At 61.4% G+C, this 13,421-nt stretch carries 12 protein-coding genes; 7 read left to right on the top strand and 5 right to left on the bottom strand.

The genetic code is table 11. The features are described 5' to 3' along the window. Nucleotides 1-16: 16 nt before the first annotated feature. Genes JGZ97_RS08325 through JGZ97_RS08345 form a run of 5 tightly spaced genes read left to right on the top strand, consistent with a single transcriptional unit; the run spans nucleotide 17 to nucleotide 4,601 of the window. On the top strand, nucleotides 17-475 hold the full coding sequence (locus tag JGZ97_RS08325) for a nucleoside deaminase (RefSeq protein ID WP_207062156.1): 459 nt from the start codon (nucleotides 17-19) through the stop codon (nucleotides 473-475). Nucleotides 476-532: 57 nt separating this feature from the next. Next, complete coding sequence (locus JGZ97_RS08330) at nucleotides 533-1,273, top strand: sulfite exporter TauE/SafE family protein (protein ID WP_207062157.1); 741 nt, start codon at nucleotides 533-535, stop codon at nucleotides 1,271-1,273. Nucleotides 1,274-1,320: 47 nt separating this feature from the next. After that, nucleotides 1,321-1,635, top strand: a complete 315-nt coding sequence (locus tag JGZ97_RS08335) for a hypothetical protein (protein WP_207062158.1) — start codon at nucleotides 1,321-1,323, stop codon at nucleotides 1,633-1,635. A 54-nt stretch (nucleotides 1,636-1,689) separates the two neighbouring features. Next, entirely contained in the window at nucleotides 1,690-2,796 is a 1,107-nt protein-coding gene (locus tag JGZ97_RS08340) for a substrate-binding domain-containing protein (RefSeq protein ID WP_207062159.1), read from the top strand. 2 nt (nucleotides 2,797-2,798) lie between these two features. After that, complete coding sequence (locus tag JGZ97_RS08345; protein ID WP_207062160.1) at nucleotides 2,799-4,601, top strand: ATP-binding protein; 1,803 nt, start codon at nucleotides 2,799-2,801, stop codon at nucleotides 4,599-4,601. On the opposite strand, the gene JGZ97_RS08350 is transcribed toward JGZ97_RS08345, so the two are convergent. Further along, entirely contained in the window at nucleotides 4,598-6,514 is a 1,917-nt protein-coding gene (locus JGZ97_RS08350; RefSeq protein ID WP_207062161.1) for a hypothetical protein, read from the bottom strand. The genes JGZ97_RS08345 and JGZ97_RS08350 overlap by 4 nt on opposite strands. A gap of 237 nt (nucleotides 6,515-6,751) precedes the next feature. On the opposite strand from JGZ97_RS08350, the gene JGZ97_RS08355 reads away from it, so the two are divergent. Next, nucleotides 6,752-7,105: a phasin family protein gene (locus JGZ97_RS08355; RefSeq protein ID WP_207062162.1), complete on the top strand. Its 354-nt coding sequence runs from the start codon at nucleotides 6,752-6,754 to the stop codon at nucleotides 7,103-7,105. A gap of 72 nt (nucleotides 7,106-7,177) precedes the next feature. Here the strand turns inward: JGZ97_RS08355 and JGZ97_RS08360 are convergent, their stop codons facing one another. The 3 genes from JGZ97_RS08360 to JGZ97_RS08370 all read right to left on the bottom strand — a co-directional run bounded on the left by JGZ97_RS08360 (nucleotide 7,178) and on the right by JGZ97_RS08370 (nucleotide 10,856). Further along, the gene (locus tag JGZ97_RS08360) at nucleotides 7,178-7,387 is read right to left on the bottom strand and encodes a cold-shock protein (protein ID WP_207062163.1); all 210 of its coding nucleotides are present in this window, start codon (nucleotides 7,385-7,387) and stop codon (nucleotides 7,178-7,180) included. Nucleotides 7,388-7,586: 199 nt separating this feature from the next. Beyond that, nucleotides 7,587-9,251: a diguanylate cyclase gene (locus JGZ97_RS08365; protein WP_207062164.1), complete on the bottom strand. Its 1,665-nt coding sequence runs from the start codon at nucleotides 9,249-9,251 to the stop codon at nucleotides 7,587-7,589. Beyond that, the gene (locus JGZ97_RS08370; RefSeq protein ID WP_207062165.1) at nucleotides 9,252-10,856 is read right to left on the bottom strand and encodes a diguanylate cyclase; all 1,605 of its coding nucleotides are present in this window, start codon (nucleotides 10,854-10,856) and stop codon (nucleotides 9,252-9,254) included. Between the two features lie 300 nt (nucleotides 10,857-11,156). Here JGZ97_RS08370 and JGZ97_RS08375 point away from each other — a divergent pair, with 300 nt between their 5' ends. Next, nucleotides 11,157-11,642, top strand: a complete 486-nt coding sequence (locus JGZ97_RS08375) for a cytochrome c (protein ID WP_207062166.1) — start codon at nucleotides 11,157-11,159, stop codon at nucleotides 11,640-11,642. Between the two features lie 13 nt (nucleotides 11,643-11,655). Here the strand turns inward: JGZ97_RS08375 and JGZ97_RS08380 are convergent, their stop codons facing one another. Further along, on the bottom strand, nucleotides 11,656-13,170 hold the full coding sequence (locus JGZ97_RS08380) for a GIY-YIG nuclease family protein (RefSeq protein WP_207062167.1): 1,515 nt from the start codon (nucleotides 13,168-13,170) through the stop codon (nucleotides 11,656-11,658). Nucleotides 13,171-13,421: the final 251 nt, after the last annotated feature.

Below are 13,421 nucleotides of genomic sequence, written 5' to 3' on the forward strand. Positions count from 1 at the left end.
CTGCTGCAGACTTGCCATGACGGCGCTCGAGCAGGGTTGCCGGGGTGCCGGCGCGATTCTGATTTCTGGTCACGGACAGATGTTGCTGCAGGATCACGACCGTGTTTTTCTGGGCGGCTTTCACCCCCACCGCCACGCCGAGATGGGGTTGCTTGAGCAGTTCGAAGGCCGCGGCTTCGATCTCGACCGGACCGGCCTCACCCTAATGACCACGTTGGAGCCTTGTCCCATGTGCCTGTGCCGCAGCCTGGGTCACGGTATCGGTCACCTTCGCTACCTGGTCGCTGATTCCGAAGAAGGGATGGCGCAAACTATCGAGCAGTTGCCCCCCGCCTGGCGGGAGCTGGCCCGCTTGCAGACGCGCAGCCCGGCTGATATCAGCCCGGAACTGCGCGCCCTGGCCAAGGACCTGGCCTTTGCCGAACAGGCGCAGCTACAGCGCCGGTTTCTCAACCACATCCGTCCTGACAACTAAGCGCAGCGGCGGTTTGCACCGCCGGCCCCGGACTGTTTTTTTTGCGGTAAGCGTCCCATGCCCCCTGAAGAACTTTTAATTTTTTTGTGCTTTACCCTGGCGGCCAGTTATATCCAAGCAGTCGCAGGCTTCGCGTTCGGTTTGATTCTCATGGGCGCGGCCAGCGTGCTGGGCCTGGCACCGATCGGTTTCGCCGCTATCGTGGTGAGCTTCACCTCACTGGTCAATATCCTGGTGGCGCTCAGAGGGCGGCGCCGGCAGATCCTTGGCGACGTCGCCGTGGCCCTGCTGGTCGGGCTGGTGCCGGGGCTGGCGCTCGGGGTCTGGCTGCTGGCTTACCTCAGCAACCACGCGACCGACGCCTTGCGCCTGCTGCTGGGGCTGACCATCCTGGGCGGCGGCCTGGTGCTGATGCTACGCCCCTCTCCCTACCGCCAACGGTCGAGGGGCTGGACCTTCGCCCTGACCGGTTTTATGGGCGGGGTCTCGGGAGGTCTGTTCAGCGTCGCCGGCCCCCCCATTGTCTTTCACCTCTACCGTCAACCCGAGGTCATGCTACGGCTCAGTTCGACCCTGTTGATGGTATTCGGGGTCGCCACCCTCGGCCGTATCCTTCTGGTCGGCCTGCAAGGCCAGATCACCGAGGCGGTGCTTACCACCAGCGCACTGGCCATCCCGGTGGTAGTGGCTGGCACCCTGGCCGGACGCCACTTCCCGCCTCCGCTTTCGGAAACGGAGTTAAGGCGCCTGTGCTTTCTGTTGCTGACGTTCACCGGTGGAGCGCTGGTTTTCGGTTGAGCAGGTCACTGGCTACACTGTGGAGCAGCCCCCTCCGCGGAGTCCGCATGAGAAGCCAGTCCGTTACGACCCTTATCGCACTGTTACTGGTCAGCGGCTGCGTCTATTACCCGCGGCAGATCCAGGCGTATGACCCCGCGTGTCAGATCGTCGCCCGCAAGCTGGTACTTGAAGGCAGCAGCGCCGGCTATATCAACTTCAGCTGCACCAATGAAGCCTGCCTGCTGCCACTGATCCCCGCCGCAGCCTCAGCGGTGATATCCGGCTCAATCGTGCTCGTCGGCAATGTCATCTACTGGCTGGAGCGACAAGGCCGCTGCCGTCCGACGACTTCGGCGCACTTTCCCCGGGCAGGGGATTAATCCCAAGGCGCTTTGTGTGTACACTAGCATCCCCTTTGTTTTTGTAAGTTTTTTATGCTGCGTGCGCTCGCCATTCTTCTCACCTGCCTCAGCCTGCTCCTTGGGCTTGAATCAGCCCACGCGCTGCCCCGCCAGGCGTACTGGCTGCTGGAACAGTTTTTCAGCCAGCACCCGCAAGAGGCGGCGCGCCACAGGGCCTTCGAACAGCAGGTCAACCCCCCTCCCCGGGCTCTGAGCATTGAGCAACCACGCCCTGTACGCATTGCCGCCATTTATCCGGGAAATCAGGTCTCAGACTACTGGCGCCTCAATCTAGAAGCATTCCGCCACCGCCTGGACCAGCTGGGTCTGGACTATCGCCTTGAAAGCTACTTCAGCCGCCCCGCCACCGAGGTCGCCTTGCAGGAGCAGCAGTTGGTGGAGGCCCTCTCCACCGATCCCGATTATCTGCTCTACACCCTGGACAGCACCCGCCAGATGCGCAGCATTGAGCGCCTGCTCTCCCAGGCCCGCCCCAAGATCATCCTGCTCAACATCACCACACCGATCCGCGCCTGGGAAAGCAACCCGCCCCTGATGTACGTGGGGTTTGACCACCACCAGGGCACCCGCCAGCTGGCCGACGCTATCCTCGAACAGGCCCCGGCACCCCGCAAGTTTGTCATCCTTTACCGGGACCGGGGCTATGTCTCCGAGGCCCGGGGCGGCACCTTCTTGAATATTCTTAACGCGCGCGGCATCGCGCCGCTCTCCAGCTATTACACCGAGGCCGACCGTGAGTCGGCCCGTGTCGCCGCCCTGGATGCCCTGGAGCGTCACCCCGACCTTGAATTTATCTTTGCCAGCTCCACAGACGTGGCGCTGGGCGCCGCGGATGCGCTCAAGGCCAAGGGCCGGGGTGGCGAGGTACAGATCAATGGCTGGGGCGGCGGCGAGGCTGAACTTGAGGCCCTGCAAAAGGGCGAACTCAACCTGACCGTCATGCGGATGAACGACGACAACGGCATCGCCCTCGCCGAGGCCATTGCCAACGACATACAGGGAAAACCGGTTCCCCAGGTCTACTCCGGGCGTTTTACCATTGTCACCGACCAGGACGGCGCGCAGGCCATTGAAAAGCTGCGTAAAGATGCCTTCCGCGCCTCCCTCTTCAAGGACTGAGTGTGAGTCGCACCTACTCCATCTTCACATTACTGGGAGGCGCCCTGCTGCTGGCAGTCTTCCTGCTCACCTCAAGCCTGCTCTATTTCCAGTACCAGTCGGGCCGAGCCCTCATTGAGCGGGAGATGGAAAGCCGGTTTCGGCAAAAGCACGCCCTGCTTCAATCGGTATTACACGGAAAGCTTGGGCAGCTTCAGAACCAGCTCTACCAACTCGTGGAGCACCTGCCAAAGGAGCAAGGAGAGGATGCTTACGCAGACTACCGGGTGCAATTGGATCAGCTGGCCGCCACCAAACGACTTCCCCAGTACGACCTGCTGATCCTGTCCGACGAGCACGGACATGGCTGTGTTGACTACAGCCCGGCTTTTCTTCGCCACGGAAGCAACTGCCGGCAGATCATTTCACAGTACCGAGGCAACTCAGACCACTGGCACCGGTTTAGCCGTGGTGAGGAAGAACCTCCCCGTGTCGGCCTCTTTACCCGCGAGCCCCTGCTGACCCGCACTGGCCGGGTAGCGGGCTTTGTTTATGGCGGCATTGAGCTGACCAACAACCTTTCGCTGGTCACAGAAGCCAGAGCCTTGGCCGACAGCCCGGATGGAGCCCTGGGGCTTGGCTTCGGGGACGCGCTGCTGGTCAGCACCGCCCCCTCGGAAAGCGCTGAGACCCAGGCCCTGCAACGGCTGCTTGAAACGCCAGCCCAGATACGCTTCCAGGACCGTGATTTCACCGCCAGCGGGCGGAGAATCGCCTTGCCCGGGGACCGCAAAACGCAGCTGAAGTTTCTGGCGGTGATCAGCAACGACAGCGCCCGCAACCTGCTGGAAGACCTGGTTGCACACTCCGTGCTGGCCCTCGCGTTCAGTGTTTTGCTGGCAGGCCTGGCGGCGCTGTTCGCGGTGAGGCTGACGCTGTCCCCCCTGCAGCGCCTGCTGGCCCTTGCCAAAGAGGCGGCGGAAGAGCGCAAGGCCACATTCAGTCCAGGGCCGGTAAGAGAATTCAACCAGCTCAGCCAAACCATCGCCGATACCGTGACCGACCTGAAGCGTTCGCGCCAGCGGCTGGCCCGCTACAGTCAGGAACTGGAGTCAAGCAATCAGCAGCTCTCCGACAGCATGCGCCAGAATCAGAGCCTGCTGGACCAGATCATCCACCTGCAGGAGCAGGAGCGCAAACACCTGGCCCAGGAGCTGCACGACGACTTGGGACAATCCCTTGCAGTGGTGCGCACCGACGCCTACCTGATTCAGCGGATGGTGCCCCCTGAACACGCTGCCTACCAGAGCGCTCAGTCCATCTACCAGAACGCCCAGGAGATGTACGATGTGGTCTACCGCCGGATTACCAGTCTGCGCCCAATGCCGCTGAACGACCTCGGCCTGGTTGACGCTATCCGGTTCATGCCGGCGCTGGAGAGCTTTACGCAGCACGGAATCGCGCTGGAGCTGGTGCTGCCGCAAATTCCAAAAGCCCTGCCCGAGTCGATGGAGATCAACCTCTACCGGATTGTTCAGGAAGGGCTGACCAATGTACTGAAACACGCCAGCGCCTCCAGGGCCTGGGTGAAACTGAACTTTCACAAGGAAACGGTGGAGCTGGAAATCGGTGATAACGGAGTAGGCATCCAGACCCCGGTCGAGCCGCGAATGGGTTACGGTTTCGGTCTATCGGGCATGATGGAGCGGGCCCGCGCGCTGGGAGGCTCCCTGGAAGTCAGCTCGTCACCTAGCCAGGGAACGCTGTTAAAAGTCAGCGTGCCGGCGCCGGACACGGCCGTTTCCATCTGCAGCTCGATGGGTTAATCGGCCGCAGGATGAATCCAGAGAACCGGCTCCTTGGCCGCGGCCGCCGGTGCCGGCAGTTCCTGGTAGTACCCCAGCCAATCGGCGTCGAGCGGTCCCAGATGGGCCACCAGGTCACAGGGGTCTGCGCCTTGCTGGGCAATAAACCTCAGGTAAGCCGCAAAGAGGGTACGCCGGCTTATCCCGGCAGCCCCGGGCAGTCCTGCGTCGAAGGCCGCGCAGCTGATCAGGGTATCGATTCCCTCACCGCCCAACGGGCGACCGTGACGATCTCGCCAGAGCGGACTTTCTAGGTCTAAGCCCCGTGCACCGGCCAGACAGCAGGTCGCTTCACTCAGTTGCAGCTGCCCCTCTTGCGCCCCGGCAAGCTCGATTCCACCGGGTCCGAAGGCCGAGCCCCGCAAGCCGCTGAGGCGTTGCGGCTGCACGCCGCTCAGCAACAAGCGCACCGCCAGTTCGGCACCGTCATCGGCCGCCTCCACCAGGGCACGACACTCTTGCGCTGTCAGTATCCGGTCCCCCTCGGGGATCGCATCGGGCAGCGCCATTGCCGGTTCACGCACCAGTTTTTCCGGCTCGCTCATGGGCAGCCCCATCCCACCTGCAACCAAGATGTCGGGGCCCTCTCGCGGAGTGAGCAGGCGGTAAAGAGAGACCACCAGCAAGGCAAAACCAAGCGCTGCCGCGAGACTGATGCCCGTATCGCGCCAGTAGTTCGGCGCGTAAGGCTTGCGTGGGGTGTAGGGTGGCTCCAGCAGTTCAATATCCATGCGATGAGGCGCCTCTACTTCGAAGGCGACCAGCCGGTCCCTCAGTTGCTGGGCCTGCTCCTCTAGGGCAGCCATCTCGGTGCTCATACCCGCAAAGGTCTGGAGCTGGGTGCTGGAGGTCTGAACCTGCCCTTGCATGGCGTTGAGTTCCCTGGCAAGGCGACTCTCCCGATCCCTTGCACTGGCCAGGGTGCGGTCGGCCTCGGCCAGCGACGAGCGCTGACTATCCAGGCGCAGGCGTTCTGATCTTTCCCGTATCAGGCCCAGCTTGCGCTCAAGCGCCTGCACCTGCGGATCCATCGCCAGGTACTGTTCAGTAAACCGCTGCCGATAATCTTTCAGGGTTTCTTCCAGCTCGGTCGCGCGCTGGCTGAGCTGGTCCAACCCCCGCTGGTCCTGGGGCCGAATCCAGGTTTCCCCCCGCTCAATGGCTCGTTGCAGCGCCTGGCGCTGCGAGGCCGCTTCCGCCCGCGCCTCCGCGGCGCGGTCAAGAGCAGCCCCCAGAGCCTTAACCTTGGCCAGGGCCCTGTTTTCATCCCGCTCCAGGGAAACGATGCCATGTTGCAGACGGAATGCCTCCATCGCCTCCCGGCGCTCGGCAATGCGCTCCTCCAGATCCTGCAGCTGCGCCTGGAGCGTGGTGCGGGTATCGAGCGTGGCATCGGAGCGTTCGCCCACGAAACGCTCCCGGTAGTGCTCGATCCAGCCCGCCAGGGCCGGCGCCAGAAGCGCGGGATCCTCACCCACCGCCTCCAGCTCCAGCAAGCGGCTCTGCTCCAACAAACGAACCCCGAGCATCGCGCTCAGGCTTTCAGTATCCACGCCGAACCCATGGGCGCCCAGTTGCTTGCCAACCTCCTCCAACAACTGATACCCCAGCAGGCGGTGCCGGTGAATCACCAGCTGTTCACGGACAAAGGCTTCGGGGACCGGCTCTGCCTCACTCGCAGCCACCGAATCCACCCGTATCAATGCGGTGCTACGGTACACGGGGTCACGCAGCCAGGTATACGCCAACGCCAATACCGCGGTGATCAGAAAGCTGAAGAGAAAAAGGCGCCCTCGCGTCCGCCGCTGGGATGGGAAAGCCAGTGGTTGGACCCCGGCCATGGGTCCTTCATCAAATACCTGGGTCGAATGCATTTCGCGCCTCCTGCGATGCCCCTATTGAAGATAGCAGCAGTTCGGCAACGGGCAGGTAGGGATAGAGGCTGATGAAAAAACGCTCCCGGACGCCGCACACTGACGTGCCTGCGATCGACACCCAGGCTCCTGCCCCGGCTTGAGTCATTAAAGGACCGGCCAAGCCCAAGTACCGCTGTCCATAAGCTATCTTGAAAGGTGCCCTGCCCCCTCACCACTCGACCGCAAGGAGAAGCCATGTCCGACAACACCAGCGGCTGGGAAGCCAGCCTAAAACCCGTACTCGATATCTCGGAGGTTAACCGCCAGGCCCTCGAGCGGGTCACCGCCCTGCAGACCAAGTGCCTGGGAGACCTGCTGGAAGCCAATATGAAGCAGATGCAAGCGGTGATCGGCAGCAATCCGCAGGCACTAGGCACACTCCAGATGGACTACTACCGGGAAATGGAAGCCAAGGTTCAGGAAACCGCGGAAAAGGAGCTCAGTGCGCTGGCCGAGGCCCGCGAAGCGATCACCAAGATCATGGAGGAGAGCTACCAGCATCACCGGCGCTTTTTTACCGAGCTTTACCCCAACCCGGACACCCTCTGAACGTCACTCGGAACAAAGCCCAAAAAAAAAGCAGGCTAAAGCCTGCTTTTTTATGAAATCAGAAGCTGACGCTTAAAGCGCAGTGACCTGATCTGCCTGGGGGCCTTTCTGGCCTTCCACTTCGACAAAGCTCACAGCCTGGCCTTCGTGGAGGGTGCGACGCCCTTCACCCACGATGGACCGAAAGTGGACAAAGAGGTCTTTACCGTTTTCACGCTCAATGAAGCCGTAGCCCTTTTCGTCGTTGAACCACTTAACGGTGCCATTTTGCTTTTCAGACATGCTTTTCTATCTCGCCTATTAGTTCACATTGCCCCGGAGCGTCCCGAGAGGTTTAGCTTAGGTATCGGAGGTGGGCAAGGGTACGACGGCAGGGTTCAATTGAACGGTCCACAGGTACACGGTTTGCACAACTTTAATACACTAACAGCTGAACTATACGCCCGGCTTCTTGGTTCCACAACTCGAATCGCCCTCTCATCTATTCCGGGTTGGCCGTAAAAACGCGGTTTCGTCCCTCTCCCTTGGCCTGATATAAGGCCCGGTCGGCCGCCTCGAGCAGCGCTCTCGCCTCGCCTTGCCCTGCGGACACACCGAAGCTGGCCGTCACGCTCAGGCCATCGACGTCAAGACCGGCGATACTGGCCCGCAGCTGTTCAGCGCCGGCTTTCGCCTCGACAATGCCTATCCCGGGCATGATGATCACGAACTCCTCACCGCCGTATCGACAGAAAACATCCACCGATCTCAGCCCCTCGCGAACCCTGGCCGCGACCTCGCAGAGTATGCGATCGCCCTGGTCATGCCCATGACGGTCGTTAAACTGCTTGAAATGGTCGACATCAAAAATCACCAGCGCCAGATCCCGCTGGTAGCGCCGGGCCAGCCGCAGCTCCTGCTCCAGCTGCTGGTCGAAATAACGCCGATTGTAAAGCCCGGTCAAGGGGTCGGTGCGGGACTCGTGCTCAAGTCGCGCCTGCAACACCGTCTCCTCTGTGATGTCACGAATCAATGCCGCCGACCCCAGGGTACGGCCGATGTCATCCCAGATGGTGGCCAACTGCACACTGAGCGTGCGCCGGTTATACTCGATCACGGCCGCCTCCGGCACTTGGGATCGGGCAGCGGCCAGACGCCCATCAATCCACTCAGGATCATCGAACAGGGTACTCAACCCCCCTTCACTGATCTGCGCCGCGCTCTTGCCCAGCAGCTGTTCGGCAGCGGGGTTTACCAGAACCACTTGACCGCGTTCATCCGTCGCCACCATGCCCTCTCTGGCGCCCAGGATGATCGTGGTCAACTTGTTCCGCTCCGCCTGCAGGCCGCTGTAGATTCCGGCCAGCCGCTGGGTCATCTGGTTGAAGCTGTCCACCATCATCGACAGCTCGGCGTGGGGCGGTCGTGATAGCTGCTGGAGAAAGTCCCCCTGCGATACCTGCCGCAGCGCCTGCGTGATCCCCCCCAGCGGGCGAACCAGGTTTTTAACCACGAAGAGCCGGATCACGGCTACGATCAGCAGCAGGATCACGGCCAGTAAAAGCAGCGACTGCAGGCGGCTCAACGCGATATCAGCGTCCACCCGGGCCAGCGAAGTGGTCAGTTTGATGACGCCCAACACCTGCTCCGCTGCGGGGTGGCACTCCTGGCAAACCGGCTCAGAGAAAATCGGCGACAACAGCGTATAAAGCCGCTCGCCATCGCCCCGCTCGTCATAGTACTCCGCTAGTTTGCCGCTGGAGAGAACCTCCCGGAGCTGGTTGCGGTGATTTTGAAGCCGTTCCCGGGGGTTCTCTTGCTCCCGCGGGTAGAACATCTCATAGCCGACCGCTTGATTGACGCGATCAATGGTCCGGTTGTCCGCGAACGCCTCGGAACCGTCCGGGCGCACAACCGCCAGGTCAACGACACCGGGCACCTCGTCAAGACTTTTGGCAAACACCGGTCCCACATCGCCGTACCCGGACAGCATCAGGGTTTTTAGCCCCTGGCGGGTGCTGTCCACCAGTTTCAACAGGGTCCGTTTGTTTTGCGCAAGCACATCCCGCTCTTCCCGCTCACTGTAAAAGCCCACGAGTGAGGCAAGGCCGATACCAACCACCGTACCTATCACCACCAGGACCTTGAGATCGATATGCCTGAACATCTACCCGCCCTGCCCACACTCGGCAAGTTCCACCCGGTCGCGTCCCCGCTCTTTGGCACGGTAGAGCGCCTGGTCAGCGCGATTGAGCAGCACCTCCCCCGAAGGACAACCCGAATCATGACAACTCACCACCCCGATACTGACGGTCACCGGCTCCCCTTCGATCTCTTCCCTGGCGATGGCCGTGCGCAGTCGTTCAGCCAGCGCAGAGGCGCCGGCGGCGTCGGTGCTGGGCAGCAGCACCACGAACTCTTCGCCCCCGTAACGGCAGCAGAAATCCACTTCGCGCATCGTCGCCTGGGTAATACGACCAACGACCTCAAGCACCCGATCGCCCGCGGCATGGCCGTAGCGATCGTTAAACTGCTTGAAGTAGTCAATATCGAACATCAGCAGCGACAGAGGATCCGCGTTACTGCTGGCGCGCGCCACTTCGTACTCCAGCTGCTGGGCCAATGCGCGGCGGTTATGCAGCCCGGTCAAGCCGTCGGTACGGGATAAGCGTTCGAGGCGGCGCTGCAGCTGTTGCTCGTGGGTGATATCGCGGATCAAAACCGAGCTGCCGATAGAGTCGCCGGCTTCGTTAACGATGGTGGTCAACGCCACGTTGAGAATCCGGTCACGGTACTCCACCACCTCAACCGTCTGCGCGGCGCCCGGCGCCCGCTCCCCGTCTAACGCGGCCCCGTCCAGAAGCCCCGCCAGCCCCTCCGCCCGGATACGCTCGGGGTCCTTATCCAGGATGCGACTCACCGCCGGGTTGGTCAGTATGATCGTCCCCGCCGGATCGGTGGCGACAATGCCCTCGCGCGCGGTAAGAATGATGGTGGCCAGCTTGTTCTGCTCGCTTTCCAGCGCCTGGTAGGTACGTTTCAGGTCCCCGATCATGTGATTGAAACTGGCCGCCACCCGGGCCAGCTCATCGTCTCCGAACACCGGCACCTGCCGAGACAGCTGGCCCCGGGCCACCGCCTGCATCGCTTCCGATACGCGAATGATGGGCCCGACGATCGAGCGCCTTACCAGGGTGATGGCGACCGTCAGAATCAACACCAGTGACACGACCAGAATCACCAGCGCATCCAGCCGGGTGCTACGAATATCCTGATTCACCGCATCCAGCGAAGTGGTGAGCTTGAGCACACCGCGAACACCATTTTGTTCTTCGTGGCACTTGTCACACTCCTTGGCGAAGCGGATCGGGGCGAGGAAGGTTAATTGCTCCCCGCCGAGGGCGTTCTGTTCGTAGAAGGAGACGATCGTGCGCTGCGCCAACGCCTGTTGCAGGTTAGGGTCATTCGGTGCCAGTACCGGCACCCGACGCGTCTGACCGCGCCGCAAAAACTCTTCATCACCGCGATAACGGTTTACCGCATCAATGGTCTTGTTATCGCGAAAGGCTTCGTCGCCGTTGACGCGCAGAATGCGAAAGTCGGAGACACCATCCACGGTCTTGAGGTTGTCGGCAAAACTCTGGGCGATATCTGCATACCCTGCCAACATCACCGATTTGAGACTGCTGATCACACTTTGGGTGACCTGGCGCATCGCCTCTTCGTTGTTGGTCTGGATGTTGAGCCGTTGCCGCTCGGAATAGAAAAGCATGAGGGCACTGAGCCCTGCGGTGACACAGAGGGCGAGGATGGCAACCAGTCTGAAGCCCACCCGGTTAGGGAGAAGCCCGGGTTTACCCGCTGTTTGGGTCTGCGATGCGGCGCCCGTCACACGGTACTCTCCACCTCATCTTCGTCAATAGAACCTCCCTACCTCTACCTAGCGTTCCGTTCTGTCCTTGCCGCGTAAATATGACTTATGTTAAGAGTCTATAGAATAATGCGCTATATAAAAACACTTCTTGCCGGCGCTAAACGACCGGCATAAACCCCATAATAGCGGAGTATTGTTATGGACTTACCGGTAAGTGGAAAAAAAGCCCTCAGCCTGGCGCTCGGCCTTTCACTGTTCACGTCCGGCTTGGCGGTGGCCGCCGAGTTTGATGGGAAAAGCCAGATCAAGCTGCGCCAGGGGTTTATGCAGACCCAGAAGCGCCAACTGGTCAAGCTCACCGCCGTCGCTAAAGGGGAGGCTGAATTCAACGACGCCGCCGTCCAGCGAGCCGCCAACATGCGCAATCTCGCGCTGATTATTCCCGACGTATTCGAGGTCCCGTCGGGGTTGGACCAATTTGAAGGCACCCGGGCGCTGCCCAAGATCTGGCAGCAACCCGACGAGGTGAAAAAGCGGATACGGCGCCTGCGGGCCGAGACCGCGCGCCTGGTGGAAGTAGCGCTAGAGAAAGACCCTGAGGCGCTCGCCCAGCAGCTCAAGCGAGTGGGCGGCGCCTGCAAGAATTGTCACGACAACTTCAGAAAACCCTTGAAGAAACCCTGAGAGTCTGTTGCCCTCACAGGCCGGAACGGATACTAAGGGTCTTACGCCCTCCTCGCCCCGCCTCGCTCAGGGCACTGCCAATGGCCCCCAGGGCTTTGGTTTTGCGCCGGTGGACGACGGCTTTCCGTCTGTCGGTTTTCTCCAGAACCCGAGGCGCTTCCCCATCCGATTTAGCGGGGGCCACCCAGGCCCTCACCGGGGTGCTCGCTTCCTCTTCGGCTGACGTTTCAACCCTTTGAGCGTCCAGCAAGGCCCCGAGGCCTTTCAATCCGTTGACCATGCGCGCCTCCTGGGCCGCCATCTCGTCGGCAGAGGGTTCATCGTCAGCGGAAGACGCGGGATGCGCCTGGGCTCCGCCCGTCGGTGCGATTTCAGGCGCTGACGCGGAAGCAGGCGCGGGCCTGGGCGCAGGCGCTGCCGCCGGCTTGTCTCCCGTTTTCTGCTCAGACACCGGTGACCGCCGGTGAGCCTCCCGGTTCGCCACCTTGCCAGCCCCCTGTGCTTTGAGCTGGCTCAACAACGCGGTAATTTCCGCCTGCAGGGCGTCAAAGCCACCCTGCTCATTGCTGCTTGCAGCCATTAGTTCGGCCAGTGCGGCCCCCTGCTCATGAAGCTGACGCTGCGCATTACCGAGCGCCCGATTTGCTTCGGCAGATGCAGCTAATGCCGCCTGCGCCTCCCGGGCCCGCTCCTCGGCAACACGCTGCTGCACATCAAGTGCCTTCAGGGCCTGCTCGGACGCTTTTAACGCGCTGCTCAACAGGGCCGTCTGCGAGGCGGCCTGCTGCCACTGCGCCGACAGCGCCTGGGCCTTGTCGAGGGTACGCACCAGCAGCCCGGCCCCGGCCGCCAGCAGCGCCTGGCTCTCGTCGTTTAAGGGGGTAGCGGCGACGGCTGCTGATTGTTCAGGAGCCACTTGTGCATCCTGGTTGTTGGGACGTGCCGGCTTGACACTGTCTTTTTCTACAGTGCCAAGAGCGGGTCCGGCTTGTTCAACCATAGCCCTGGGTTGCTCAACCATAGGCCTGGGTTGCTCATCCATAGGGCTGGGTTGCTCACCCATAGGACTGGGTTGCTCAACCTTGGATCGGGACTCAGTCGGCCTCTTCGCAGACTCTGCCACTGTGGTCGGTTTCTTCGCCGGGCGTTTGGTTTCTGCCTGTTGCTGGACACCGGCGCGCGGCTCGTCTTCAAGATCCTTCATCCAGGCACGGTCAATATCCGCCTGCCGGTGCCGTTTGACTACCGCATCGGTGCGGCCGAATTTGTAGCTGCGCAGCGAGCGGGCCTTGAGCTCCACGGTATGCAGCAGTTCGCGTTCACGCAGTTCGGAGATGTCCTCAGCAAAGTCCAGTTCGGTGATATCAAAGTTGGCCTCTCCATGCTCACGGATCTCCCGATAGAGGGGATAGTCGAGTCCCGCCTCAGCGGCTTGAATATAGAGCTCCCAGCGTTCAAAGATGTCGCTGCGGCATGAACCCACGTAGTTTTGCCCGGAAATTTTGCTGTGAATATTAAAAACGACCACGGGTGACCTTTGCGTTGATGAGTAACGAAGTGGAAAAACGCGCTAAAAAAAGAGGAAAGGTGGCTGATGCCATTTCGGCCTGCCAGTCACGATTAGACGGGACCTGAAACCGAAGGGCGTCCTGCGCTGTTAACGATGAAAGGCGCGCATTATACCGCCCTGAACGGCTATTTAAAGGCTTGACATGCGACCCATAATCCGACGCAGAAGCGATGCCCTACCGACGTATTGAGCAACGCGCACAAGGTGAC

Origin of the sequence: Motiliproteus sp. SC1-56, from assembly GCF_017309075.1 — a bacterium.
In the GTDB taxonomy this organism is placed as follows: Bacteria; Pseudomonadota; Gammaproteobacteria; order Pseudomonadales; family Balneatricaceae; genus Motiliproteus.

Coding starts and splice junctions, on each gene's coding strand:
- JGZ97_RS08365 (WP_207062164.1), bottom strand. CDS start 9,251: ATGTTCAGGCATATCGATCTCAAGGTCCTGGTGGTGATAGGTACGGTG.
- JGZ97_RS08375 (WP_207062166.1), top strand. CDS start 11,157: ATGGACTTACCGGTAAGTGGAAAAAAAGCCCTCAGCCTGGCGCTCGGC.
- JGZ97_RS08335 (WP_207062158.1), top strand. CDS start 1,321: ATGAGAAGCCAGTCCGTTACGACCCTTATCGCACTGTTACTGGTCAGC.
- JGZ97_RS08325 (WP_207062156.1), top strand. CDS start 17: ATGACGGCGCTCGAGCAGGGTTGCCGGGGTGCCGGCGCGATTCTGATT.
- JGZ97_RS08370 (WP_207062165.1), bottom strand. CDS start 10,856: ATGCTTTTCTATTCCGAGCGGCAACGGCTCAACATCCAGACCAACAAC.
- JGZ97_RS08360 (WP_207062163.1), bottom strand. CDS start 7,387: ATGTCTGAAAAGCAAAATGGCACCGTTAAGTGGTTCAACGACGAAAAG.
- JGZ97_RS08350 (WP_207062161.1), bottom strand. CDS start 6,514: ATGCATTCGACCCAGGTATTTGATGAAGGACCCATGGCCGGGGTCCAA.
- JGZ97_RS08355 (WP_207062162.1), top strand. CDS start 6,752: ATGTCCGACAACACCAGCGGCTGGGAAGCCAGCCTAAAACCCGTACTC.
- JGZ97_RS08340 (WP_207062159.1), top strand. CDS start 1,690: ATGCTGCGTGCGCTCGCCATTCTTCTCACCTGCCTCAGCCTGCTCCTT.
- JGZ97_RS08330 (WP_207062157.1), top strand. CDS start 533: ATGCCCCCTGAAGAACTTTTAATTTTTTTGTGCTTTACCCTGGCGGCC.